The sequence below is a fragment of the Paenibacillus sedimenti genome (genome assembly GCF_014534655.1).
Taxonomy (GTDB): domain Bacteria; phylum Bacillota; class Bacilli; order Paenibacillales; family NBRC-103111; genus Paenibacillus_E; species Paenibacillus_E sedimenti.
Genome location: NZ_JACVVD010000001.1, coordinates 973,327 through 995,048 on the forward strand (window position 1 = coordinate 973,327; position 21,722 = coordinate 995,048).

31 protein-coding genes, 3 tRNA genes and 1 pseudogene are annotated in these 21,722 nt (G+C 42.6%); 18 read left to right on the plus strand and 17 right to left on the minus strand.

Features of this window, described 5'->3' with window-relative positions; genetic code table 11:
• Positions 1–39: 39 nt before the first annotated feature.
• Positions 40–552, minus strand: a complete 513-nt coding sequence (locus ICC18_RS03675; RefSeq protein ID WP_188173003.1) for a 2'-5' RNA ligase family protein — start codon at positions 550–552, stop codon at positions 40–42.
• A 184-nt stretch (positions 553–736) separates the two neighbouring features.
• Here ICC18_RS03675 and ICC18_RS03680 point away from each other — a divergent pair, with 184 nt between their 5' ends.
• The 4 genes from ICC18_RS03680 to ICC18_RS03695 all read left to right on the plus strand — a co-directional run bounded on the left by ICC18_RS03680 (position 737) and on the right by ICC18_RS03695 (position 2,109).
• Positions 737–901 carry a hypothetical protein gene (locus ICC18_RS03680; RefSeq protein WP_188173004.1) on the plus strand — a complete coding sequence of 55 codons (165 nt, stop codon included), beginning with the start codon at positions 737–739 and terminating at the stop codon, positions 899–901.
• A gap of 90 nt (positions 902–991) precedes the next feature.
• Positions 992–1,068, plus strand: a tRNA-Met gene (locus ICC18_RS03685).
• Between the two features lie 14 nt (positions 1,069–1,082).
• Positions 1,083–1,156 (plus strand) — tRNA-Ile (locus ICC18_RS03690).
• Positions 1,157–1,371: 215 nt separating this feature from the next.
• The gene (locus tag ICC18_RS03695; protein WP_188173005.1) at positions 1,372–2,109 is read left to right on the plus strand and encodes a DUF1906 domain-containing protein; all 738 of its coding nucleotides are present in this window, start codon (positions 1,372–1,374) and stop codon (positions 2,107–2,109) included.
• 27 nt (positions 2,110–2,136) lie between these two features.
• Here ICC18_RS03695 and ICC18_RS03700 read toward each other — a convergent pair whose 3' ends face one another.
• Both ICC18_RS03700 and ICC18_RS03705 read right to left on the minus strand, forming a co-directional pair.
• Positions 2,137–3,270: a hypothetical protein gene (locus ICC18_RS03700; RefSeq protein ID WP_188173006.1), complete on the minus strand. Its 1,134-nt coding sequence runs from the start codon at positions 3,268–3,270 to the stop codon at positions 2,137–2,139.
• Between the two features lie 405 nt (positions 3,271–3,675).
• Entirely contained in the window at positions 3,676–3,861 is a 186-nt protein-coding gene (locus ICC18_RS03705; protein WP_188173007.1) for a hypothetical protein, read from the minus strand.
• An 832-nt stretch (positions 3,862–4,693) separates the two neighbouring features.
• On the opposite strand from ICC18_RS03705, the gene ICC18_RS03715 reads away from it, so the two are divergent.
• Positions 4,694–5,464 carry a metallophosphoesterase gene (locus ICC18_RS03715; RefSeq protein ID WP_188173009.1) on the plus strand — a complete coding sequence of 257 codons (771 nt, stop codon included), beginning with the start codon at positions 4,694–4,696 and terminating at the stop codon, positions 5,462–5,464.
• Between the two features lie 68 nt (positions 5,465–5,532).
• On the opposite strand, the gene ICC18_RS03720 is transcribed toward ICC18_RS03715, so the two are convergent.
• The 7 genes and pseudogenes from ICC18_RS03720 to ICC18_RS03750 all read right to left on the minus strand — a co-directional run bounded on the left by ICC18_RS03720 (position 5,533) and on the right by ICC18_RS03750 (position 8,727).
• Positions 5,533–5,691: a hypothetical protein gene (locus ICC18_RS03720; RefSeq protein ID WP_188173010.1), complete on the minus strand. Its 159-nt coding sequence runs from the start codon at positions 5,689–5,691 to the stop codon at positions 5,533–5,535.
• 2 nt (positions 5,692–5,693) lie between these two features.
• Positions 5,694–5,837 (minus strand): hypothetical protein, encoded by a 144-nt coding sequence (locus tag ICC18_RS03725; RefSeq protein WP_188173011.1) that lies wholly within the window; start codon positions 5,835–5,837, stop codon positions 5,694–5,696.
• A 13-nt stretch (positions 5,838–5,850) separates the two neighbouring features.
• Positions 5,851–6,528 carry a site-specific integrase gene (locus tag ICC18_RS03730; protein WP_188173232.1) on the minus strand — a complete coding sequence of 226 codons (678 nt, stop codon included), beginning with the start codon at positions 6,526–6,528 and terminating at the stop codon, positions 5,851–5,853.
• 172 nt (positions 6,529–6,700) lie between these two features.
• Entirely contained in the window at positions 6,701–7,228 is a 528-nt protein-coding gene (locus ICC18_RS03735) for a CBO0543 family protein (RefSeq protein ID WP_188173012.1), read from the minus strand.
• Positions 7,229–7,402: 174 nt separating this feature from the next.
• Positions 7,403–7,921, minus strand: a pseudogene (locus tag ICC18_RS03740) (DUF3231 family protein).
• A 434-nt stretch (positions 7,922–8,355) separates the two neighbouring features.
• A tRNA-Val gene (locus ICC18_RS03745) sits at positions 8,356–8,428 on the minus strand.
• Positions 8,429–8,508: 80 nt separating this feature from the next.
• Complete coding sequence (locus tag ICC18_RS03750) at positions 8,509–8,727, minus strand: hypothetical protein (protein WP_188173013.1); 219 nt, start codon at positions 8,725–8,727, stop codon at positions 8,509–8,511.
• Positions 8,728–8,935: 208 nt separating this feature from the next.
• On the opposite strand from ICC18_RS03750, the gene ICC18_RS03755 reads away from it, so the two are divergent.
• Positions 8,936–9,130 carry a hypothetical protein gene (locus ICC18_RS03755; protein ID WP_188173014.1) on the plus strand — a complete coding sequence of 65 codons (195 nt, stop codon included), beginning with the start codon at positions 8,936–8,938 and terminating at the stop codon, positions 9,128–9,130.
• A gap of 67 nt (positions 9,131–9,197) precedes the next feature.
• Here ICC18_RS03755 and ICC18_RS03760 read toward each other — a convergent pair whose 3' ends face one another.
• The 3 genes from ICC18_RS03760 to ICC18_RS03770 form a co-directional block, all read right to left on the minus strand.
• Entirely contained in the window at positions 9,198–9,488 is a 291-nt protein-coding gene (locus ICC18_RS03760) for a hypothetical protein (protein WP_188173015.1), read from the minus strand.
• 192 nt (positions 9,489–9,680) lie between these two features.
• On the minus strand, positions 9,681–9,887 hold the full coding sequence (locus tag ICC18_RS03765; protein ID WP_188173016.1) for an alpha/beta-type small acid-soluble spore protein: 207 nt from the start codon (positions 9,885–9,887) through the stop codon (positions 9,681–9,683).
• Between the two features lie 177 nt (positions 9,888–10,064).
• Positions 10,065–10,220 (minus strand): hypothetical protein, encoded by a 156-nt coding sequence (locus ICC18_RS03770; protein WP_188173017.1) that lies wholly within the window; start codon positions 10,218–10,220, stop codon positions 10,065–10,067.
• A 354-nt stretch (positions 10,221–10,574) separates the two neighbouring features.
• Here ICC18_RS03770 and ICC18_RS03775 point away from each other — a divergent pair, with 354 nt between their 5' ends.
• The 8 genes from ICC18_RS03775 (at position 10,575) to ICC18_RS03810 (ending at position 15,485) form a co-directional block, all read left to right on the plus strand.
• Positions 10,575–10,901, plus strand: coding sequence for a hypothetical protein (locus ICC18_RS03775; protein WP_188173018.1), 327 nt, complete (start codon positions 10,575–10,577; stop codon positions 10,899–10,901).
• A gap of 173 nt (positions 10,902–11,074) precedes the next feature.
• The gene (locus ICC18_RS03780) at positions 11,075–11,626 is read left to right on the plus strand and encodes a superoxide dismutase family protein (protein WP_188173019.1); all 552 of its coding nucleotides are present in this window, start codon (positions 11,075–11,077) and stop codon (positions 11,624–11,626) included.
• 23 nt (positions 11,627–11,649) lie between these two features.
• Positions 11,650–12,135, plus strand: a complete 486-nt coding sequence (locus ICC18_RS03785) for a hypothetical protein (RefSeq protein WP_188173020.1) — start codon at positions 11,650–11,652, stop codon at positions 12,133–12,135.
• Positions 12,136–12,352: 217 nt separating this feature from the next.
• The gene (locus ICC18_RS03790) at positions 12,353–12,532 is read left to right on the plus strand and encodes a hypothetical protein (RefSeq protein WP_188173021.1); all 180 of its coding nucleotides are present in this window, start codon (positions 12,353–12,355) and stop codon (positions 12,530–12,532) included.
• A gap of 328 nt (positions 12,533–12,860) precedes the next feature.
• The gene (locus ICC18_RS03795; protein ID WP_188173022.1) at positions 12,861–13,559 is read left to right on the plus strand and encodes a glycosyltransferase family 2 protein; all 699 of its coding nucleotides are present in this window, start codon (positions 12,861–12,863) and stop codon (positions 13,557–13,559) included.
• A 5-nt stretch (positions 13,560–13,564) separates the two neighbouring features.
• A complete protein-coding gene (locus ICC18_RS03800; protein WP_188173023.1) occupies positions 13,565–13,909 on the plus strand; it encodes a DUF2304 domain-containing protein in 345 nt (114 codons plus the stop codon).
• A complete protein-coding gene (locus ICC18_RS03805) occupies positions 13,906–14,259 on the plus strand; it encodes an EamA family transporter (protein ID WP_188173024.1) in 354 nt (117 codons plus the stop codon). The genes ICC18_RS03800 and ICC18_RS03805 overlap by 4 nt, the downstream gene beginning before the upstream one ends.
• Positions 14,260–14,273: 14 nt before the next feature.
• Entirely contained in the window at positions 14,274–15,485 is a 1,212-nt protein-coding gene (locus tag ICC18_RS03810; RefSeq protein ID WP_188173025.1) for an ArnT family glycosyltransferase, read from the plus strand.
• Here the strand turns inward: ICC18_RS03810 and ICC18_RS03815 are convergent.
• Positions 15,454–15,882, minus strand: a complete 429-nt coding sequence (locus ICC18_RS03815; RefSeq protein WP_188173026.1) for a CBS domain-containing protein — start codon at positions 15,880–15,882, stop codon at positions 15,454–15,456. The genes ICC18_RS03810 and ICC18_RS03815 overlap by 32 nt on opposite strands.
• 126 nt (positions 15,883–16,008) lie before the next feature.
• On the opposite strand from ICC18_RS03815, the gene ICC18_RS03820 reads away from it, so the two are divergent.
• Positions 16,009–16,473, plus strand: a complete 465-nt coding sequence (locus ICC18_RS03820; protein ID WP_188173027.1) for a divergent PAP2 family protein — start codon at positions 16,009–16,011, stop codon at positions 16,471–16,473.
• Positions 16,474–16,544: 71 nt separating this feature from the next.
• Positions 16,545–16,982: a GNAT family N-acetyltransferase gene (locus ICC18_RS03825; protein ID WP_188173028.1), complete on the plus strand. Its 438-nt coding sequence runs from the start codon at positions 16,545–16,547 to the stop codon at positions 16,980–16,982.
• Here the strand turns inward: ICC18_RS03825 and ICC18_RS03830 are convergent.
• The 3 genes from ICC18_RS03830 to ICC18_RS03840 form a co-directional block, all read right to left on the minus strand.
• Positions 16,979–18,601 (minus strand): ATP-binding protein, encoded by a 1,623-nt coding sequence (locus ICC18_RS03830; protein ID WP_188173029.1) that lies wholly within the window; start codon positions 18,599–18,601, stop codon positions 16,979–16,981. The two genes, ICC18_RS03825 and ICC18_RS03830, sit on opposite strands and share 4 nt — an antisense overlap.
• Positions 18,602–18,768: 167 nt before the next feature.
• Positions 18,769–19,005: a DUF3892 domain-containing protein gene (locus tag ICC18_RS03835; protein WP_188173030.1), complete on the minus strand. Its 237-nt coding sequence runs from the start codon at positions 19,003–19,005 to the stop codon at positions 18,769–18,771.
• Between the two features lie 43 nt (positions 19,006–19,048).
• Positions 19,049–19,801: an MBL fold metallo-hydrolase gene (locus ICC18_RS03840; RefSeq protein ID WP_188173031.1), complete on the minus strand. Its 753-nt coding sequence runs from the start codon at positions 19,799–19,801 to the stop codon at positions 19,049–19,051.
• A 288-nt stretch (positions 19,802–20,089) separates the two neighbouring features.
• Here ICC18_RS03840 and ICC18_RS03850 point away from each other — a divergent pair, with 288 nt between their 5' ends.
• The gene (locus ICC18_RS03850; RefSeq protein WP_188173032.1) at positions 20,090–20,971 is read left to right on the plus strand and encodes an alpha/beta hydrolase; all 882 of its coding nucleotides are present in this window, start codon (positions 20,090–20,092) and stop codon (positions 20,969–20,971) included.
• A gap of 80 nt (positions 20,972–21,051) precedes the next feature.
• Positions 21,052–21,669 carry a stalk domain-containing protein gene (locus tag ICC18_RS03855; protein WP_188173033.1) on the plus strand — a complete coding sequence of 206 codons (618 nt, stop codon included), beginning with the start codon at positions 21,052–21,054 and terminating at the stop codon, positions 21,667–21,669.
• Positions 21,670–21,722: the final 53 nt, after the last annotated feature.

Consider the following 21,722-nt stretch of genomic DNA (forward strand, 5'->3'; position numbering starts at 1 on the left):
AGGAAATGCTCCCAATGAGCTTTTCTTGCGGCTTTTCTTTCATCCCCGAAGCAGGAATGTTTGATACACGGTCCATGCTCCATTTTCCGTTTGATACAATAGATGAACCCGATCTACGCGCGACCTGAAATCAACAGGGTTTTTTTTTAGACTCGATAAAACATCATGCAGCTCATCGTCGCCTATCTGCTGGCCGATCGTCAGATGGGGGTTATACGAATATGTTTTACCTGTTTCCGCTAATTCATCCTTGCATATGGCATTGTGTAAGTTTTCCATATTTGTTGTATCCGAAAGAGCCAAATAAATCACATTGTTAACCGGATAAAAGGAAGAAAATCGATTAAATTCAATCTCGAAAGGGGCGATCCCTCTCGTTACTACCTCCAGCCGGTCGACCGCGGATCCAAGCCGCATCTCATCCCACTCTTCTTTTTCCCTAATGGTGAGATGGGGTTGAATGAAATTATAGTGAGGATCATACCGTTTTCTATAGCTATTGGCAGCGTCTTGAACTTGCTTGGATGGAAATATGGCGATTCCGCAGTTCATTTGTATTCCTCCTTAGAGTTTTTCGTTAGAAAAACTTGGCTCGTAAGCGTAAACAGAGTTTTCGTTCTCTTATTATACCGCTTTCCTGCTTTTTCTAAAACAGCCGGAAATTAAAGTGCCTCATAAGCAGGCTCCTTTTTGGTTATGATAGGGATATCGATCATAAATAAACGGAGTGAATAACATGCATTGGATTTATTGGGCCAAACTTTACGATTCCAAATTCCAAGCTGGTTGTTTGGCAAAGCGAATGGAAGAAGATTGGTGGATTTACGGTTATGAATGCCCGCAAGAAGTCGAAGTATATAAGTCCAAAAAAGGTCGCTTCGGCGTCCGTTTCAGCACATGATTTTTCCAACAGTACCAAAAAAATAATGCTTGACTTTACGCTCGCGGTTGGTGTATATTTAATTTTGTCGCTGTAATCGGCAACCAATGACGCGGGGTGGAGCAGCTCGGTAGCTCGTCGGGCTCATAACCCGAAGGCCGCAGGTTCAAATCCTGCCCCCGCAACCAAATCACTTGTATTTGGGCCTATAGCTCAGTTGGTTAGAGCGGTCGGCTCATAACCGATTGGTCGGGGGTTCGAGTCCCTCTGGGCCCATACGATGAAACTCTTGCAGATGCAAGGGTTTTTTTATTTTGCGTGTACTTTTTTAGTAGATGCTTGAAACGGGTTGCTTATCCTTACATGATCAAAATAGGCGTCAGTTGCGTTGTTCCCTATACCAGCATATTTTACCATATAAGAGTTTTAGCAGTTTCCGATAAGTCGGAAAACAAACCGTAAGAAATTAGCAGAAGGGAAGGGTGATTGAGATGACAAAAGGTTTTGATTGCTCAACGCCGTTAACGGCGCAAACTGCAGCAGCTTTCTTCAAGGATGGTTATGAGTTCGTGGCCAGATATCTCGTACCAAGCGGATATAAAGCACTAACGAAATCAGAAGCGAATATCATCTCGACAGCTGGTCTGCAAATCGTATCGGTTTATGAAACGACGGCGAGCCGCGCACTAGGCGGACGCAGTGCTGGCCTGGCGGACGGAGCCACAGCTTTACAAGTAGCCGCTGCAGTCGGTCAACCGGTAGGCAGCTGCATCTACTTCGCAGTAGATTTTGACGCTGTTGACGGGCAATTACCGACAGTCATTGCATACATCCGTGCTGCGAGTGAAGCGACCCCCGGCTTTTACACCGGTGTATACGGTTCTTATAAGGTAATCGAAGCGGTGCGCGCGGCAGGGGCTTGTTCTCGATTTTGGCAGACTTACGCTTGGAGCAGAGGCAGTAAGTCGGCCTTTTTGAATCTATATCAATACCAGAATGATATGACGGCTCATGGCATCAGCGTGGACTATGACGAATCTTACGGGAATGAAGGCTGGTGGCAGATAGGTGCGAGCCCAGTGACTAACTCGCTATCTGCAAAGGATGCCAACCTTATCATCCCGTTTCTTGCAGCTGGGTATAACGCTACTGCTTATCCCGCTGCTCGAGCTGAATTTCACCGTTTGGCTAATGAACTGCGTAAGGCTTCCAGCCAACCAGAGGAATGAAAATCAATGAAGAGAGAGGGGCATTTATCATTGAATATCTGCGCTGCGGATATACCAGCGCGCTTCAGGCGAGACTCTTTCAAGGTGAAAGAGGACTCGCCTTTTTCGCGTCGCGTTCGAGCCTTCCGGCGTAGCCGAAACGTCGACCGCGACGTCTAGCTGTAAGAGCTGGGACGAGTCCAGCTCCGGGAAGTTGGACAGTCTGCGCATAGTTCTCATATGCACAGCGTGATCTTGCCCCGTCGTGACCTGCAGCAGCTGCAAGTCACCTTGATTCGCCGCGGTGATCCATACGTCGATCAACGCCCAGGGCGAGAGCTTGCTGACATATTCGTTCAGCAAGCCGGCAGCCCGGTGCACCATAACCTGGTGCGCCGGATCGCTGGAGCGGGAGCGATGCGTTACGCTCCCGAGGAAATGGATACAGAAATGACCTTTGAAGCCATTTCCGGGAATACCGTCACCGCCATGCGGCATGCCGTGCATGGAGCCGGCCAGGGTGCGGCCATTCAGCTTCACAAGGACCGCTCTGCGGTCCCAACTCCAAGCGCCGCCATAGATCGTTTTTAGTGTCGCAGAGTCGGTCTTGGTCAGCGGCTGAACATCCGCGTGATTGGAGCCAGCGCGGCGCTGCCCCTCAAAGCTAAGACCGCTCTCCATATCGGTGATGGTGAACTTGCTATATTTGGGCAGGATTTCATCAGCCTGTTCCCAAGGGAGTATTTCCCCATAGTGCTTAGATCGAAGAGTCTGCACCTGTAAGGCCAATTTTTCCTGCAAACGTGTTGGAACCTTCAGGAAGATTTTCCTGGAAAGATCAACAATCTCGCCCTTGGTAGTTACCCCAAAGCTATGGATGTGCCCGTTCTTTTCATATGAAAGAGTGGTGTCGGGGAACAATGGCTCTTCAAATGGACGACCGGGGGTTCCATCTTCGAGTTCCCTTATCATTTTTTTGTCGGTAAACATGACTTCTGTCTGATATACAGATTGGCTGGTCGCTTTGACAACAAGTCGCAAAGGGAAAGTACTCACAGCATCATCTTGTGAGGAGCTATTCGCCATTGTGCTGTCTGATAATAAGCCAGTGGTAAGCAGCGCGGGCAGCATAACTAAGTAGATCAGCTTTTTGAGCAAGCTGCGTGCTCGAAATCGATGCATAAGTAGGCTTCCTCCTGTAAGGTATCAACACAGCAGTGGATGGGTGGGCCCGCGGATCGGACTCTATAGTCAAGTTTTTGCTTAATTTCACTAAATTATGAACACTAAAAAGGCAAGCTCATAAAGTAAGAGCTCGCCTAGAAATGTTGCTTAGTTTGCTTCAACAGGGACACTAAGTTCAGTAGGTATTCCATTAAAAGTAGAGGAATTAATTATCGTGTTGATCATTATGTCCGTCATGAATGGAAGCGCCGATCAAGAATAGAACTATAATGAGCAACCAAATCACTTGGATCACCAAATCCCCACCTTTTCAATGATACATTCAGTTTATCAAGAAATGATGGGGAATTCTGTCTGAAAACAAACAAAATTGTAGAATTTGCTCAAAAAATATAGAGCAGTTCAGTAAAGAGAGAGAATGACAGCAACATCGGTATCATTAAAATCATAATTTCCGTCATAGGATTTTCTGAAACAATAGCCTCTGGATTCAATAAAATTGCAAAGCTTAACCAGCTTTGTTGGCTCTAATCCCAAAAGTCCAGAAAGTTTATTGACACAATTTGGATGGGGAATGACTTCAAGCATAAGTATTAGTTAGCCTCCATATGAAAGAATGATACGTTTTGTATTATATTAAAACATTCAATATGGAGTTTGCAGTCGAAATTTCGTGTTAACAAAAAGTTCAAATCTTCATTATCAGTAGAACATGGAGGAGGAGTTGCGATCTTATAAAAAAAAGAAAAGGTTTCCCTCCTCTGAGATGATGTGAGATATTGAAAGGGATAACCCTAATCTTCAGGTGTCCGATCCAAGTAAAGACGCGTTACTGAAGTAGAGTCGCCTTTCTCAACATCCTCTTCGGTTGCCTTATCTTCTAGTGGATCGTGCGTGTTCATACCTGGGGCTATTGTTGGCTCATGATAATTTGACTCTTTCAAAACGTTCACTCCTTTTTTGAATTTCAAGCCTTATGTTGGAACATTATTACTTGAATTATTCAGATTTCGTGAGTGTAATCGACACGAAGTTTACAAAGTAAAGTTAACATTAAGTTTTGATTAAAATGATTAAATAATCTAAATCATACTAACGATCTCATACTCATTTGTCGATAATCTCGATAAAGGGAGGTCGATTATGAATAATAACTACTATTGCATTCAGTGCCATAAGCTTCATTTGCGAATTTACTCCGTAGAAGAAAATGTTTTAAAATCAGGCTTCCATTTCGTAGACTCGAATTTATATAGTGTCGGAATATGTAATAAACTTGAAGAAAATCAAAAATCTCACTTGCTCATTCCTTCTGAGGAGTGAGTTTTTATTTTTTGGCTCGTTGGCAGTTTTTGAAGGGATAATCCGGAATAATCTCGAATAAATATTATTTCAATAAAATAGATCTTCTAAGAGGGGAATGGTGGGAGTGGTTTATTTATCCATCTTGATTCTAATACTCATATTTTATATAAGTTTTATCTTACCTACACAATGGTTAAAAATTGAGCGGGTCAAACATCCTTTGAATCTAAGCTTGAAAATCCTACAGATCAGTGATTTGCATGTAGAACGGTTAAGAATAAGTCCTTCGAGAATTACAACGATTATTCATAACGAAAAGCCCGATTATATCTTTCTTACGGGTGATTTTACCAAAATCCGTAAAAGTCTTAACAAATTAGAAAAGTATCTAAGAGCTTTGACTATATGTAACGTTCCCATATATTGTGTTCTCGGCAATCATGATTATCAGCAAAAAAATGTAATGGATTTAATCAAAATGCTTAGAAGGTATGGTTTACATGTCTTAAGAAATGAATCGGTTTATTTAGATCCATTTGAGCTAATTGGAATTGACGATTTTGATTCAGGCATGAGCAACATTGAAGCATCATTTAAAACGGTTGATCCAAGTAGAACTAAAGTCGTTATTACTCATGATCCTAACATAGTCTTACATATGAATAAACACTATGACTACTTAATGGCTGGGCATCTACATGGTAAACAATTTAATATTCCATTTTTCTTTAGAATTAAGGACGCTGGCAAATTGCCTAGGATGGGGATATATAAAGGTCTCCATAAAAATCAATATGGTACGTACTATATATCCAAGGGAATTGGACAAACAGGTATTAATGCCAGATTTCTTGTCAGAAGTGAGATGACAATGCATTATCTTTAGCTCGATTTTAAGGATAGCGTTATGTATAAAAAAAATAATAACCACCCTCCGTAGGTGGTTATTCATGATTATTCTTCTGATTTTGAAGGTTGATTTCCGAATGAAGTAAGCTTTTCATCTCCAATTATATCAACATACCCTCTAGCCCCTTCAGGAGCAGGTAATAAATCTGCCGCTTCAACTGTTCTTTCAAGATTTTCGATACCTTCCCTTGTTTCGTTGTCCATTATTAACCTCCAGTTTCTAATTTTTCATCGTTTTCGCTTTTTTGAGATTCATCTCTTTTATAACCACGACGCTCATGAACGGAAAGATCTTCGTAGATCGTTAATGGATTTCCATCCGTTTCTTTTTCAATTTTGTTATTAGGCATTGATTCATCTCCTTTAATTTGATACATAACTTATAATCTGCATTGAATAGGATGTATATTCCTTCCTAAATTTTTTTTGAGGACAGAAGAGGAAAAAAGCCCAATAAATCAGTTCTTCCCCTAAAATCCTCAAACAATCGGTATTTACATCCCAAACTCCATCCCAAATTCGTCCCGTGATTTCTCCCACGGTTTGCTTGCGATAAAAAGCTTGTCCGAACTCGTCTGCTGTCTGCCGATTAACTGTTGATCGAACATGGCTGTAACGACCCATCATGCGAGAATCAGCATGTCCTAAGCGCTTCGCGACCTTTTTTGGGTGAAGATTAAGTCCGAATAAATACGTCGCATGACTATGGCGCATAACTTGGAAACGGATGTGCGGTAATGGCATCTCCTCATTTTGAGAAACTCCACCCAGTATCACCGTTACTTCAACTGTTAATCTATCAAAGTCGGCAAAATACTGAAATTCATGGCAGGTTACTTCAAATGAAAAAGAAGTTAGATTATCGAAATTACCTAAATCCGATACGTTTTGGGCTCCACGAAATATGCGAATTGATCCTTGAAAGTTAATTCGTGAAAACAAAACTAGTATCACAGAATCTGTGGTTGAAACATTTCTTAGACGGAAACTGGAAAGGACGTTATCAAAACGAAACGCTCCCAAATCATCTGAGTTTGCCAATTCTATCACCACTTTGGTCCTAAACGGCTTCGATAATCCATACGGATATAAAGACGATCGATTTTTGCCAATCATCTACGAGCTTAATGACCGCAAGGAGTAGCGGTGCAAGTGGCCAAGGTTGCAGTGGCATTCGTCGAAATGTTTGATAGGTTTCAAGGAAATGATTAAATCATTGTTTTGGGGTCCAGAAATTAACGAATGCTCTAGTTAAAGTACCAGTGAAAATATAAAAAAGGAAGGAATAGGAGTAGGTCCAGCCATAATAAGAAACAGCTCCGGCCCAAACTGAAAATGGTTCGCCAATATATGAAAAAATAAGAGCCTGAAGAAATAAAGCAATGGAGAAAGTTTTCCATGTTGTAAAGTATTGAAATATCAACATCTGCGCAACCGGAATTACAGAAAAATCAAAAGGGAACGCAATAAGAGAGTAGGGAACTAGCTTAATAGGATATATCCAAATACCAATTTCCGCACCAAGATCGTCCGTAAAGGAAGAGATAATTAGCACCATTAGTCCAAAAAACCAAATAGAGTGAGATCTTTTGCGATCAACTAACTTTATAAAAATGCACCATGGAATAACAAGCATACCAAGCATGAACCACCAAGTCCAAGTAAATACACCACCGTCTAACCATCTTTCAAGTTCGAAATATGCAGTATTTTGTTGTATTTCATGTAATTGATCATTCATAGTTTTTTGCCTCGACCATCGGAATTTTTTTCCTCTGGCTTATTGTACCCATATCATGTTTAGTTAAACTTAGGGTTACCTGACCAAGAACTGGTAAGAAAATTATATACATGGCTACATATTAAGAAACTAAAAAAGAAGAGGTCACCCTCTCCTTATTACGATTTTGTTCAATTAAACTTCTACAAACTCTGGTCTTTTAATTTGAAGCGGAGGAGGAATTAACCATCCTTTTTCCTTGCTCACCTTCAATATTTTCAATCCAATTGCAGCTTTGGTTGCGTGGTACTTAGCAAATAGTGCCCCAATGTCTTCTCGTGTCGCCTTACTCATAACTTGACTACATGCCACTAAGCTAATAGAAGTATTAGCACCAATCATTGCGACAATTTCTTGATCAGCGAATCTTACACCAACTGGGATATCTTCTAATTTAGTTTCAGGTCTATCGGGTAATGCTGGGGGAGGCACGAAGCCATTATTTATTAAAATAGTATCGCACTCGCTTATTTCAAGCTCTGCTTGGTTAATGATGTCGCCAAGTATTTTCTTGAGGTCTTTATCACCAGCATGATACTAATATGCTCGGTTGGCAGAAACACAGCCTTTTGCCATCTTTGAGAACTGCCATAAATCATAGATCTCTCCGTAATGTAATGGTTCATCTTTTTGATTACCAGATAAGATACCCATAGTTGCAACTAACTCCTATTAAAAGATTTTTTTATCGCGGTTCTTAAGATTCCCAATGATTACAGAAAAATTCAAAGAAAATGTTCCAGCTAAGGAGTGATGAGCGTGGTGCGCGAGGCTGATCAAACCAATGTTTGGCTAACACATATTTGGAACCTTAAAAAGTCTTATCGCGTCACCTATTGGATACTACGGGAAGCATTGAAGGCGTGCGGCGAGCTGCTTATCAGAGGAACAAACTAGTTGATCCGCTGCAGATGCAAGCTTTTGTCCAGCAGCATCATGCCGGTAGCCCCGCAAACATATCGGATGCTGAACGGTTTAGAAGCAATTCGTATCAAATTCGTATCACTCTGTATTTGTAGTGAGAAAATGATAAGAATGATTTGATTAAAAACAAGAAAAACCCTTGAACATCAAGGGTTTTTCTAATATGACCTGTAGTGGGCTCGAACCACTGACCCCCACCCTGTCAAGATGGTGCTCTCCCAGCTGAGCTAACAAGTCGTTTTTGAGGACAATTAGTAATATACCAAGGTTGACAGTGAATGTCAACACTTTTTTAATAATTGTCCAATCTTTATTCATTAATCTATGCTATAAGCATCAGGATAGCACGTTTCCTGTATAAGAGGTGACATGAAAGCCAGCTCATTTTGAAAATTAAATTCTATGTAAGTGTCTATCTTGTCTAATACTTCGCTCAACAGCGATTGACTAAACATGATATCGTTTTGGACGGCTTTATATTTATTTTCATCTTTACTGATTTTAAATCCTCTGTAATTATCGTAAATCGTTCTCATAATTCCATCTCCTTCGCTTTGATGTATATATTAAAATATCACCAAATGATAATTAATGGAAGAGGTGTAAATTGAAAGGATATGTCATATCATGGCAGTTTCTAAGAAGATTTATTGTCGGTTCAGCTTGGCTGTTTGATCATAAGACTATCTTCTTTGAACGTTTTATGGTAACTTGTTGTCATTAGAGCATGGGAGGAAAAGGGTAATGGCTAAGCAGCAGCACAGATGGAATTTGCGTTTAAAGAGCAGTAATGTTTATTTGGGAACTGTATATTTGGGGGATCCGCTTCCGGAAGTGGAAGATGTCATCATGATCGGAGATAAGAAGTACACGATTCTGGAGCTGGGCAGTTCAAGAGATGCAAGCGATGTTTTTGTGGAAGAAGTGAAAAAGAAGTGATGGCTCAAAGCTGCGCTAGCCTAGACGGATAATTCCGTTAGGCGGCGCTTTTTTTGAAGGATTGCGATTAGGTGATGTTGTAAAGCGAAGCGAGACAATCCACGAACATTTTGTTGTATTCCTCACGTGTTAAATCCTTATTGCAGGCAATGTCTCTTCCTAAGAATTGAAACCAGGTAATTTCAGTTGCTTCTTTTTTGTATATAAACTTTTCGTGCTGAATGAGAAAGGTATCATTCTCGAAAGGGGGCACATTGTCAAAATTCAGTTCAGCTTCGCCTTTTTTTTCACTAACCAAAGTGGCCAATAGAATCAACATTCGGTATGGATCACGGAAGATTTCGTATTGTTCGGTCATAGTAAGCACTCCTTCATTAACATGGTAAGGCTATCATACTAGAAGCATTTTACAAATAGAATGGTTTGGATTAAACTGGTGAGAATATTGAAGGATTGCATGATAATTTCGAAGAAAAAGGAAAAAGACTGCAGTCACTCTAAGGAGGATGGAGTGAAACAGCCTTTTTGTGCTTGCTCCTGCATCAAAGGACTAACGTTTGAAGCTAGATAGTTGTTGTTCAGCAATTTGTACCAATCGTCTGGTAATGTTACCGCCAACGGCACCGGCATCGCGAGTTGCTAAGTTACCGTTATAGCCTGGAGAGAGTGGAATACCAATTTCCTGAGCGACTTCTAACTTTAGTTGATTCAATGCTGCCTTTGCTTGTTGCACGACTAAAGTGTTATTGTTAGCCATTCAAAATCATCTCCTTGTATTTGGTACACCAGTATTATTTGAATGTTCAGATTATTTATTCAAAGTTTAACAAAAAAATTTTAATTGCCGCTTTTCCCGCATTCCATTTGGTTTTTAGGAAGAAATTAATAAGCCCCCTTCCATTTAAGAAAGGGGGCCGCTTGTATATATTAAGAATTATTCCTCTTCGGATTCCGGACTTTCATCAGTTGCCGCAACTTCCTGGATTGCTTCAACTTCTTCCCCAGTCGATTCTTCGCCGACTACGTCTTCAACGGATTCTTCGGCGTTTTCTTCTTCATTCACGGATACTACTTCTTCCTCTTGGCTCATATGGTCACCTCCTCCGATACGTATAGTATCATAATATCGTTTTTTTGAAGGAAGGACAAGTAGGGTTAGCGTTAATATGTTAGATTTAACAGGAACTTAATGTGATTGTCAATTTGCGCGTTTAATCCCGTCAAAATTGGTCGCACGCTGTTTTAATAAGTTGAATTCACACGGAGAGGACTGGTATTTCAGCCTCTATTTCGAATGATACATAACGTATTAATCCCAATCTGTAAATGGATGTCCGAAGCGTGCAAGCTTACATAGCATGTTTCGTCCTGATCTGAATATATATGTGGCAAAGGAGAGACTTTGGGCTATGCTCAAAGATCCCTATATTTAGGAGGAATCCAAATGAATCGGTCCGATGTTATTTTGGAACTTCAGCTCGTACCTGAGCTGTTAAAGCAGGCCGAAGCCATTTATGTAGATGCGGTTAATGAGCTAGCTTTAGCAAAGCATCAACTGTTGGCCAAAGAATGCGAGGTAATCGGGGAAGGATTGGTTACAGGAAAGAATGAATTGCAAAGACAAGCAGAGCTATGGCCGTATACCAGGGATTTGCAACAGCAAGTTCTGCGTATGGAAGCTTCCGTAGAGCATACCAAGGTGGAATTCCATTATTACAAAAGGAAGCTGGAAAATTTGCAAACGATCGCGAAGATGATGATCATATTGTAATCCTCAGTTCATATGATATTTTGGATGAAGAGTCTGCAACCCTTTGCAGGCTTTTTTCATGATGGAAAGATAAATAAGATTTTGTTTATTTCGAACGTTTACGGGTGAATCCAGTTGCGCATCCTAAGGGTAGATTTTGTAAAACGACTAGTAACTAGGAGGAACCTTAAGCAATGAAGTCAATCCATATTCTTATGACTGCCACTATGATGATGCTTCTGCTTAGTGGCTGTCAAACTACTCAAAACGTAGCAACGATAGAAGCGGCAGCTCCGCCACAAGAAATTAACGTTCCATTGATTGGCGCTACCGGACAAAAAATAGGTAACGCTAAGGTATTAGCTGTCCAAGAGGGAGTAAGGATCGAGGTCCAAGTCAGCGGGTTGAAACCAGGACTGCACGGATTGCACATTCATGAGAAGGCTGTCTGTGAAGCGCCGGCTTTCGAATCCGCAGGGACACATTTTAATCCAACGCATATGGAGCATGGCTTTCACAATTCCAAAGGCTATCACGCAGGAGACTTACCGAATTTGTTAGTTGATGCGCAAGGGAATGGCAATTATGATGTCATCGCAAAAACGGTTGTCCTCCTACCGGACAAGCCCAATTCGCTGCTAAAAACAGGAGGCACCAGCATCGTCATTCATGAACAGGTGGACGATTATAAAACGGATCCGAGTGGCAACTCTGGCAAACGCATCGCTTGTGGAGCAGTGAAATAATTGAAGGGACTGACGTATCCATCATGATTAAGACACAAGACCTTAAACTGCAAATCGACGAGTTGACCAAACAAAATGATATGGTGCTCATTGAGCTTGAACAAGTTAAGAAAATGCTGATGAGCGCGGGCAGCTCGCAGATCTCTCAAGGTACCGGACAAAATCAGAGCCAGAATCAAAACGCCGGTCAAAGTGCCGGAACAAGCGGACAGCAAGCTTCTGGCGCTAACCAACAGGGTCAAGGGCAAGCTCAAGCTCAAAGCCAGAATGCGAATCAAAGCGGATCTAGTGGGTTGCAAGTATCTGATCTAGCCTACGAGTTGTTGAAAATAAAAGATCTTGTTGAGAAGCTGGAGCAGAAAACGTCTCAATATGTAAGCAGCCAGACGAATGGGGCTTTAACCGAAAAAGATGCTGTTAACCTTGTACTTACCCTGATGAACGGCATGGTGGATTGGGCAACTGAATTTGTTTCGTCAAAAGCCTCTTCCAACGGGCAAGTTCAGTAAGTAATATGTCATTTTATGACAAAAGAGCCGCTCTTCGCGACTCTTTTGTTCTTTTTGTCGAAATCCGGATCATTCCATCAAAATATATTAAGAAGGATTTGATCGATTTTTTAGGCGTTTCGACAATATGCACTTATTTACAGAAGCTGGAATGACCGATAAAGTATAGAATAGAAAAAGATAAAACATAGACAAACTATTGATGAGGTGTGGAGCCATGAGAGAAATCGATATTAACCACTTAATGAGTCAGCTCGGACTATCTTCAGTTGATTTTGTGAGATGGCAAACAGAACAAACCAATCATTCCGAAGTGGAGGAGCCTTGCATCATCGAGACCCCGGTTGATTCGCTCGCCGAACTGTCGTCTGGATCATCCATTGAACTTGCCTATTAGTTTGTACTAGAAAGGATTCTTAAACAGCTATACCATCCGTTTAACGGCCACTTGTGCAGCAGCCTCTTAGGTTTTTAAGCTGATCGGAAATGAATCGTTTCGCCAGCTTCCTCAATGACCCCTTGTAAATACATTTTCATGAACACGACTGAAGGTTTGATAGAGTTTATAATTTTTTTTAATTTCTAATCGGTAGGAATGGGGTCTAAATCCCATTCTTTTTTTTGTTACAACATGAATTTGTCCGGGGGACGCTAGTTTATTTACAGATGGATGGGGGAATGCTTGGAACAGAAGAGAGGACTTATCGGAGGTGGAAAACATCGCGATGAAGACAATCGTCATTATTCCTGCTTACAATGAAGAGAAGAGCATCGCCAACGTAATTTCATCGATCCAAAGCGCGCTGCCTGATGCAGATATTGTTGTCATTAACGATGGTTCGGCGGATCAAACCTCATCCGTTGCCCGCTCAACGGAACATGCTGCCGTGATCGATTTACCTGTAAATTTAGGGATCGGCGGTGCCATGCAGACCGGGTATTTATATGCTTATCGGAACGGGTATGATCTTGCTATACAGATCGATGCAGATGGACAGCATGATCCTCATGAGCTATTCAAAATTATGGAACCCATCTTGAATCATCAGGCGGATTGCTGTATCGGGTCTCGATTTTTGCAAAAAACCGATTATCGACAGGCCTGGATTCGTAGAATCGGGATATGGTTCTTTACATGGATGATTCAGTGGATGATAGGTAAAACATATACAGATCCAACCTCAGGATTCCGTGCTGTGAACCGTAGGATCATTCAACGATTCGCTGCCTATTATCCTGAAGATTATCCGGAGGTGGAGGCGATTGTATGGCTCGAGCGGCAGAAATTCCGCGTACGGGAAGTATCCGTTGTCATGCATTCCCGCCAAGCGGGCCGCTCATCGATTACACCCATGAAATCGCTGTATTATATGATCAAGGTTTCCTTAGCCGTATGTATGACTAGAATTCGCAATGTGAGTTGATGGATATGAATATATACATGCTCGCCATTACCTTTTGCCTGGTATTCTTATTTATGACGATAGAGCTGATTCGACGTCAGAAGCTTCAAGAGCAGTATGCCATCCTATGGCTCATGCTAGGCTTTATTATGGCGCTGTTCAGTTTGTTTCCGAATATGCTGGGTCCAATATCCCGTTTGATGCAAATTCATTATGCTCCTTCTTTGCTATTCCTCGTTGGTTTGCTGTTTTCGCTTGTATTCATCATGCATTTGACCATCGTCATTTCCAAGCTTCACCGTAAACTGACAAGACTCGTCCAGGAAGTAGCCCTGCTGCGGGAGCAAGTTAGAAGAGAGGGATCAGAATGATTCAAGTGACGCCGCTTGTCATCGTCTTATTGAACGTTCTCCTGTTAACGGGTGGACAAATTTTGTGGAAACTGGCTTTGAGCCGTACTCCGCTAACCGGGCTTAATAACCTGGGTACGGTTTTGATGCAACCTTACATTCTGCTCGGTTGCATGCTTTATGGAGTCGCAACGCTTTTATGGTTCGTAGCGCTAAGTCGGTTTGATCTCAGCCGAGTTTATCCGCTCCAATCCATAGCTTACGTAATTGGGGCGCTTTGCGGTTTGCTAATGTTCAAGGAAACGTTTACAACCTCACAGTGGATGGGACTCGTATTGCTTGTTGGCGGCGCTTGGATGTTAGCAAGATAGGGAGTGAGGGTTTCATGAAAAAACGGAGTTTGTTAGGGTTAATACTCCTATTGACTGTTGCCTTGTATTTAAGGCTTCATTATGTACTGGAAGCGGAGTATGCACCCTTGGAGTGGGATCAGCTGGAATTTACGAAGACTGCGATTCAACTTCTTGAAAAAGGCATTTTTGCGTACCGGGATACGATACCGAATTCGCTGGTTACGCCCGGTTGGCCGATCATTTTAGCGGCTGTTTTTAGCCTTACAGGTTATGATCAATTAGAGCCTGCTTTGATGGTCGTCCGGGTGTTAAACTGTTTTGTCGCTTTAGGGGCAATTATGTTCATATATTTACTGGGAAGCCGATTGTTTCATCCCGTATCCGGTTTAATGGCGGCTGGGTTTGCGGCAGTTTATCCGTCATATGTATGGTCGGCATCACTCATACTAACGGAAGTTCCATTTTTGACGGTATTTACAGGAATGCTTTATATGCAAGTGCGGATCATACAAGAGAACAAGTGGAGAGATCATGTATGGATGGGCTTATTGCTGGGGATTTGTGTGCTTATTCGACCAAATTCGCTCCCGATGGCCGTCATTCCTTATCTATTCCTCTGGTTTAAAGAGAAAAGGATAGATATGAAGCCAGCTTTGTACGCCGCCGCTTCATTTGCAATCGTCATGCTTCCTTGGTGGGTTCGAAATTTGCTAACGTTTCATGAATTTATTTTCATTGCAAAAGGGGAAGCAGGTAATCCGTTCCTAGGCGGAACGGATCCTTACTTCCAAGGCACCATTGACTGGAATCATATCGACAAAAATCATCAATTTGCCGAAGGGATCAAGCGGATTCAACAAGGATTTAAAGAGGATCCGATCTTGTGGATCAAGTGGTTGACAATCGGAAAATTGCTCGTATTTTTCAAAACGATGTGGTGGGGGCCTTACCCGTTCTCCATACCGGAGTGGTATGCAAGCTTGCTAACGAAACTGCATAACTACCTGATTATCATTGGCAGCATAACGCTGGCCTTGTTTAGCTTACGAAACAGCTCTATCCGTTTTTTAGCCGTTGGTTTTCTTGTGTTTCTAAGTGTACATATGGTATTCATACCCGTTGATCGATATCTCTATGCGATGCTGCCCTTTCTCATGCTGGGAACAGCATATTTCGTGACGCAGATCGGGCTTCTGATACGTTATGCATGGACTACATCTCTAATGCTGCGGAAGGGGATTTAAACATCTGCTTTGCGCAGTATTCGATTATGTCGCTCCTTCGCACGATTCCAATGAATTTGTCGGAATCGTCGACGACTGGAACGAAGTTCTGTACTTTAGCAAGCTCAATCAGATCATCCATTTCGGCATGAATGTGGACGGGCTTATTTTTCATTCGAAGCGGCACCTCTTCCAGCAGATGGCGATGAGCATTTTCAAAGCCAATGCCTTCTGAGTTTTTAAGGAACCAAAGCAGATCGCCTTCCGTTACGGTTCCGACATAGTGCCCTTCATCGGAAAGAATAGGTACAGCCGTGTATCGATGATATTCCATCCGCTCCAGCGTTTGGCGAAGTGTCGCTTGTAATGTCGTAGTAATGACTTCGGATTTAGGTAAAAGGAAAAAAGCAATATTCATTTCGTAGCACTCCTTAGAGTTTTGCATATGCAAAACTTTCTTCGTAGAGTCGTCTTCACCTCTATTGTATCAAAAAAAGCGAATAGAATCTAAACCTTCGATGAATTCTATGAGAGAGGTGAATTTATGAATCGAGCGCTAACAACCGCGTTAATTGGAATTGGTACAGCACAAGCGTTAAAAATTCCTATCACTTATGTTAAGACTAAAGAATGGGACTGGTCCCAACTCATACAAACGGGAGGCATGCCCAGTTCCCACTCTGCCGGCGTATCCGCATTAGCTGCATACATTGCGCTAAAACGCGGGTTATCAGCCATTGATTTTGCAGTGAGTTCAGTGTTTGGGGCTGTTGTCATGTACGATGCAATGGGCATTCGGCGTGCAGCTGGTGAAATTGCCATAGAAGTGAATGATTTGGATGAGCAGGTGGAGAGACTCGCCCGTCAGCATCCTGGGCTCTACCATGCGCGGAGACGTAAAGCACTAAAGGAACGGCTGGGTCATCTGCCGATAGAAGTGCTGGGTGGAGCATTATTGGGCGTGGCCGTCGGAGCATTCAGTTATTTGGTTGAGCAAAGTAACAAATGAGCCTGCTTATAGACAACTTTTTGAGAATGGGATAAGATCAAGGAACGTTCTCAGAAAGGATGAAAGTCGATATGGAAACGATACGCGTAACAACGTCAGAGGAGCTGCAGGCATGCTTTCAAGTGCGTTTGAAAGTATTTGTTGAGGAACAGCAAGTTCCCGAAGAGTTGGAAATGGATGAGAAAGATGAATCCCCTGCAGCCTGCCATCATTTTCTCATTGTAGACGAGGGGCAACCTGTTGCGACTGCCCGTTGGTACTTCTATCAAGATAAAACAGCTAAATTCCAACGTGTTGCCGTTTTGAAAGAGTATCGGGGCAAAGGTCTGGGCAAGAAACTTATTGTAGAAATGGAAAAGCAAGCTCGCGAATTGAATGCCGAATCGGCAATTTTGGATGCTCAATGTCAGGCCGAGGGATTTTATAGCCAGCTTGGTTATAGGGTGATTTCGGAAGAGCCCTTTTATGATGCCGACATCTTACATGTCAGAATGCAAAAGCCGCTTTAAATGAAAGCGGCTTTGTCTATATCAGTATCTTTTTCTGATGCAAGCGGAAACGTGATGATGAAACGAGCTCCATGTCCTGGCTCACTTTCCACTTCCAGCGTCCCCTGATGATCCTGCACGATTTTGTGGCAAATGGACAAACCAAGTCCCGTTCCGCTTTCTTTCGTCGTATAGAAAGGATGAAAGATTTTCTCAAGCGATTCATTCGAAATGCCTGGTCCATTATCTTCAATGACCAAAGTCGCGTTCTTCTGATCGCGGCTTAATTTGATTTGAATGATGCCGTTTTCTTCAATCGCTTCACAAGCATTTTTTACCAAATTCAGAAGGAGCTGTATCATTTTATCCTGATCCATCATAATGGGAATCGGTTCAAACGATTCGCTGTAATGAATTTCATGCCCAAGTCGAGTCGCCTCTGATTCCATAAGCGAAATCACTTTTAGTACACACTCATGAAGAGAATGGACGCGGAATTGGGTCGAATGCGGTTTGGAAAACTGAAGGAATTCTGCAGTTAAATCGCTCATTCGATCGATTTCATCCATAATCATCGAGTACCAATTTTCAATGTTATAACCGTTTGCCTTGGATAATTGTAGAAAACCCTTGACTGTGGTTAACGGATTTCTTATTTCGTGTGCCATGCCGGAAGCAAGTTCTCCTACGACTCGCAGTTTCTCCGAACGCAGCATATGTTCTTCGCGCTTGAGCCAAGCTTCGCGTTTTTTCATAAATAAATTATGCTCCGCGAGAAGTATCAGATCATCTTTCGTTAAACCTTGTGAGGGATAGGTAGCGATTCCGTATGTAATTTGAATGCCTGTCAGTTTTGGAAGTTCAGAGTCTAGCTGAAGTTTGTAGGAGACGGAAGAGGAATGACTATCCTTCATTAATGGCATCACGACTGCGAATTCATCGCCTCCATATCGTGAAATGAAAAGAGCGTCCGAGAATAAAATTTTGAGCAGCTCCGCGATTTGCTTCAAAATAAAGTTACCCGCTTGAAAGCCGCGAGTCGTATTCATCGACTTCAGGTCAGTACAATCGATAAGAATAAGGATCAGATCTTGTTTCTCTTCGATGTATTGTTCCAAACGCCGATGACATTCTTCGTAGTTATATAAGCCTGTTAATGAATCTTGTTTGGATAATAAAACGCGCTCTTTCCTCAGCAACTCAGTCTGTTTAATGGTCGTATGACTCGTTCTGGTCATTAGCGCGATTGCAGTGAAATGCAGCGTGTTCGTAAGCGCGTAAAACCAGAGTAAATGTATTGAACCATGATCCCAAAAAGTGTAAGCAGTAGTCATATATGTCAGTGTGTGAATAATTGCTAAGATCCATGACTTCTTTTTGCTATCTTCCGCATAAATATCCCGCGACAAGGTAAGCAAGTAAAGGGGTAGAATGAGGTTGAGCTGGCTCGCCCAATGGAAGCAGCACAACAGCAGAAGGCGCACCCATGGCATAAAGGAAGAAAAACGCCAAGCATGCAAACTAATCACATACAGAATACAAGATAGAATGAGCAGTTGCTGGTTGAATGCAACTTGCGAAACATACGCATAGATCGTAAAAATGATAGCATAAGCATAAAGAATCCAGTTGATTAACACCGTATCATCTCCTGAGTGCAAGCGTGACGGAATTTTACACCCATGTCATATGTTCTCTATTGGCGTTAAAATCCCTTCAACAAAACGTAAATAATAGGAAAAAATCACGGAATTTCTCGAAAAAAAGAACCTGCTGGAAATATCGCGAGCAGGTTCTGGTATATCTGTTAAAAAGTTGGTAAATTATCTAGATTATTGTTCGGATCGCCGTCTGCATCGGAACGTAAGTGTTCGTCTCCATCGCGTCCCTTGAACACGTTGACATGTTCGATCTGTCCTGCCTTGGCCATCTGTTGAGCTTGCTTATAATCAACGACTGCCCCCGAGGACAATTGGAGCTCAACGATATCGCCGTCGCCATTTTTTCTAACAGCGACTACTTGTTCTTTGTTGTTTGGATTCATCGCGATCACCTCCACAGCTTAGTATGGAGGAGAACGGAATTGATTATTCAGGCAGCGTAAGAATTTGATATTGTTCGATAAAAGTCATGCTGCCCGTTTGACCGATGTAAGCGGGCATTTTATCGTCATAGTGCATGAGAAAAATGCGTTTTTGTACATCGTCTGGCAGCGTTAGTAGTTCTTCCAGCGTTGCATGGATGACTCCCGTACCGCTTAGCTGGCAATCATGCAGGATCGTATGACAATTTCTTTTTTGGACCACTTCATGAATCAGCAACTGTTCGTTAAAGCGGATGTCTGCGCTGTAAAATATCCGGCTATTAATAAAAAGAGAGTAGCTGGTTTTGCGAAGAATATGTTGAGTAGGTAAGATTTCGATGGTTAGACCCCGGAATATTTCAGTGGGCTTGTTTTCTTCTAAAAGGATCACATCGAAATAATCATCTAAGCTGATATAACCGTCTTCGGGATTGTTCATACCGCCTTTGAGCGTATTTTCCCAGAGTATGAACGCCAAAGGTTCCGTGATAAAAAGTTTGATCCGCTTCTTGTTGTGTTGATAAAACAATCGAAATGCGATCTCTTCCAGACCTCCGACATGATCGGCATGTATATGTGAGATGACGATTCCATCGATTTGATCAGGTGTAATTCCAAGTTTATGCAGCGATTTGGGAGTCGTGAAGCCGCAGTCGATCAGAATTCGGGCATGTTCATTCGTGACCATGGCACTTGTATTGTAAAAGGTTTTGGCAAACGCGCTGCCGGTTCCAAGCATTTGAATTTGCAAACTCATTCAGCCGCCTCCATTTTTCGACAAAAATCATCTTTTTCTAATGTAGCATGGGAGGTTGCCGAATTTCAACCATTATGTGAATTCACTTTAGAACGGGATAGGGCAGTGTTATAATGGGCTGTATGTGGAAGCGTTTGTTTCCATTTATCAGACGGGAGCGATATTTTTCATTTTGGCTTATGGTATGCTTCTTCCTTGGCGGGTAGCCATGTATGCACAGTACCGGAAATTAAGCCATTAGAATTAGTCGAATTCGGATTGTTCAAACAATGGGGTGTTGATAGATTCATGCTATGGTTCATCGTTAGTTTATTTGTACTCATTGGATTGGGATTGATAGGCATGTCTACGTATGTGGGGTGGAGGCTCACGCACCCGATACGCAAACCGGTCGACGAAACTCCGGAGCAATACGGGCTGCAAGCCGAAGCGATTAGGTTTCCAAGCAGGATGGGGGATGTGATACTGCAAGGCTGGTTTATCCCCGCGACGCAAACCGAATCTTCGATGACGCTCATTCTCGCTCATGGTTACGCGGGAACACGTCTGGAGAAAGGACTTCCCGCGTTAGCTTTCGCCAAATCACTCGTGGAAGCCGGGTATAACGTGGTCATGTTCGATTTTCGCAATTCGGGAGAATCCGAAGGGCATTTGACGACAGTCGGCTATTTGGAGAAGGAAGATCTGCTCGGCGCGATCGATTGGGTGAAGGAGCATATCCCTGGTAAAATCGGACTGATCGGCTTTTCTATGGGAGGCAGTACGTCTATATTAGCTGCTGCAGAAGAGTCCGCCGTGAGAGGCGTCGTTGCCGACAGTCCTTTTAGCCAGCTGAGTCCTTACTTACAAGCGAATTTACCGGTCTGGTCCAAGCTGCCGCGCTTCCCGTTCACACCGCTAATACTGGCGATTTTGCCGCGATTGATAGGGATACATCCTCACTATGTCGATGCGCTTACAGCCGTCGATCGAGTCTATCCGAGACCTATGCTATTCATTCATAGTGAAGACGATTCTGCGATTCCTTGGTCCAACAGCGAAGCGATGTGGAGCAGACATCCGGATGCTTTCGAAATGTGGATTACACAAAAAGCAGCGCATGTAGGGTCTTACAAACTGCATCCCGATGCGTATACCAAACGGGTACTTGCTTTTTTTTCAAAATTGTAAAAACAACGCAACTCTTCTTAACCTTCGGAGTATAAAGATGCAGACACAAAGATTACTAACGAGAGCTGGAGGTTAAGAGGATGAAAGTTCAGCGTATATTTGCGTTGATGCTGGTGTTTTTTGTTCTTAGTACGGCTGCAGTGGTGGCCTCATCGATATGGGGGGATTATAAGGGGTTTAATATTGCTCGCTTAGTTGTCAATGACAAGACTGCGGAATTTGGCGATTCGGAAGTGCCTCCGCTTATTGTTGAAGGCAAAACCGTCCTGCCGCTTCGTGCAGTAAGCGATGCGCTGCAAGCACTTGTAAAGTGGGATAATTCGAACAAAACGGTATCCTTGTACAAACCGAACGTACATATGTTCTTTACGACCGAAGTCCGTAAGGATTCCGCTATCGTACCTTTTGGCGTAGTCGAGGAAGGCAAGGAAGCGGATTTCATCGTTTTCGCACAAGTCGACAATTTAAAAACGAGCATTAATTCCGTGCAAGTTTCCGTTATCTCCCCAAGCGGCAAGAGTGTCGTGACCCCGGTTGTGAAATCGATCAATGAATCCAAAGAGTCTTTCTGGTTGAAGGTTCCGCTTTACGGCGTATCTTTTGATGAATCCGGCACGTACGTGGTGAAGTTTGCCATGAAACAGGATGGCGCTTCCGACTACTCCGTCGTATCGGAGAAGCAAATTCAATCGGAATAAGGACTTCCATACCAAGATGCGGTTTGACCTCTCAATTTGAAAATGTTAGGATA

Coding starts and splice junctions, on each gene's coding strand:
- ICC18_RS03700 (WP_188173006.1), bottom strand. CDS start 3,270: ATGCATCGATTTCGAGCACGCAGCTTGCTCAAAAAGCTGATCTACTTA.
- ICC18_RS03805 (WP_188173024.1), top strand. CDS start 13,906: ATGATTCAAGTGACGCCGCTTGTCATCGTCTTATTGAACGTTCTCCTG.
- ICC18_RS03810 (WP_188173025.1), top strand. CDS start 14,274: ATGAAAAAACGGAGTTTGTTAGGGTTAATACTCCTATTGACTGTTGCC.
- ICC18_RS03765 (WP_188173016.1), bottom strand. CDS start 9,887: ATGGCTAACAATAACACTTTAGTCGTGCAACAAGCAAAGGCAGCATTG.
- ICC18_RS03855 (WP_188173033.1), top strand. CDS start 21,052: ATGAAAGTTCAGCGTATATTTGCGTTGATGCTGGTGTTTTTTGTTCTT.
- ICC18_RS03725 (WP_188173011.1), bottom strand. CDS start 5,837: ATGCCTAATAACAAAATTGAAAAAGAAACGGATGGAAATCCATTAACG.
- ICC18_RS03715 (WP_188173009.1), top strand. CDS start 4,694: ATGGTGGGAGTGGTTTATTTATCCATCTTGATTCTAATACTCATATTT.
- ICC18_RS03825 (WP_188173028.1), top strand. CDS start 16,545: ATGGAAACGATACGCGTAACAACGTCAGAGGAGCTGCAGGCATGCTTT.
- ICC18_RS03680 (WP_188173004.1), top strand. CDS start 737: ATGCATTGGATTTATTGGGCCAAACTTTACGATTCCAAATTCCAAGCT.
- ICC18_RS03750 (WP_188173013.1), bottom strand. CDS start 8,727: ATGAGAACGATTTACGATAATTACAGAGGATTTAAAATCAGTAAAGAT.
- ICC18_RS03835 (WP_188173030.1), bottom strand. CDS start 19,005: ATGAATCCAAACAACAAAGAACAAGTAGTCGCTGTTAGAAAAAATGGC.
- ICC18_RS03695 (WP_188173005.1), top strand. CDS start 1,372: ATGACAAAAGGTTTTGATTGCTCAACGCCGTTAACGGCGCAAACTGCA.
- ICC18_RS03735 (WP_188173012.1), bottom strand. CDS start 7,228: ATGAATGATCAATTACATGAAATACAACAAAATACTGCATATTTCGAA.
- ICC18_RS03850 (WP_188173032.1), top strand. CDS start 20,090: ATGCTATGGTTCATCGTTAGTTTATTTGTACTCATTGGATTGGGATTG.
- ICC18_RS03705 (WP_188173007.1), bottom strand. CDS start 3,861: ATGCTTGAAGTCATTCCCCATCCAAATTGTGTCAATAAACTTTCTGGA.
- ICC18_RS03815 (WP_188173026.1), bottom strand. CDS start 15,882: ATGAATATTGCTTTTTTCCTTTTACCTAAATCCGAAGTCATTACTACG.
- ICC18_RS03675 (WP_188173003.1), bottom strand. CDS start 552: ATGAACTGCGGAATCGCCATATTTCCATCCAAGCAAGTTCAAGACGCT.
- ICC18_RS03790 (WP_188173021.1), top strand. CDS start 12,353: ATGAGAGAAATCGATATTAACCACTTAATGAGTCAGCTCGGACTATCT.
- ICC18_RS03755 (WP_188173014.1), top strand. CDS start 8,936: ATGGCTAAGCAGCAGCACAGATGGAATTTGCGTTTAAAGAGCAGTAAT.
- ICC18_RS03820 (WP_188173027.1), top strand. CDS start 16,009: ATGAATCGAGCGCTAACAACCGCGTTAATTGGAATTGGTACAGCACAA.
- ICC18_RS03760 (WP_188173015.1), bottom strand. CDS start 9,488: ATGACCGAACAATACGAAATCTTCCGTGATCCATACCGAATGTTGATT.
- ICC18_RS03795 (WP_188173022.1), top strand. CDS start 12,861: ATGAAGACAATCGTCATTATTCCTGCTTACAATGAAGAGAAGAGCATC.
- ICC18_RS03720 (WP_188173010.1), bottom strand. CDS start 5,691: ATGGACAACGAAACAAGGGAAGGTATCGAAAATCTTGAAAGAACAGTT.
- ICC18_RS03785 (WP_188173020.1), top strand. CDS start 11,650: ATGATTAAGACACAAGACCTTAAACTGCAAATCGACGAGTTGACCAAA.
- ICC18_RS03780 (WP_188173019.1), top strand. CDS start 11,075: ATGAAGTCAATCCATATTCTTATGACTGCCACTATGATGATGCTTCTG.
- ICC18_RS03840 (WP_188173031.1), bottom strand. CDS start 19,801: ATGAGTTTGCAAATTCAAATGCTTGGAACCGGCAGCGCGTTTGCCAAA.
- ICC18_RS03770 (WP_188173017.1), bottom strand. CDS start 10,220: ATGAGCCAAGAGGAAGAAGTAGTATCCGTGAATGAAGAAGAAAACGCC.
- ICC18_RS03775 (WP_188173018.1), top strand. CDS start 10,575: ATGAATCGGTCCGATGTTATTTTGGAACTTCAGCTCGTACCTGAGCTG.
- ICC18_RS03800 (WP_188173023.1), top strand. CDS start 13,565: ATGAATATATACATGCTCGCCATTACCTTTTGCCTGGTATTCTTATTT.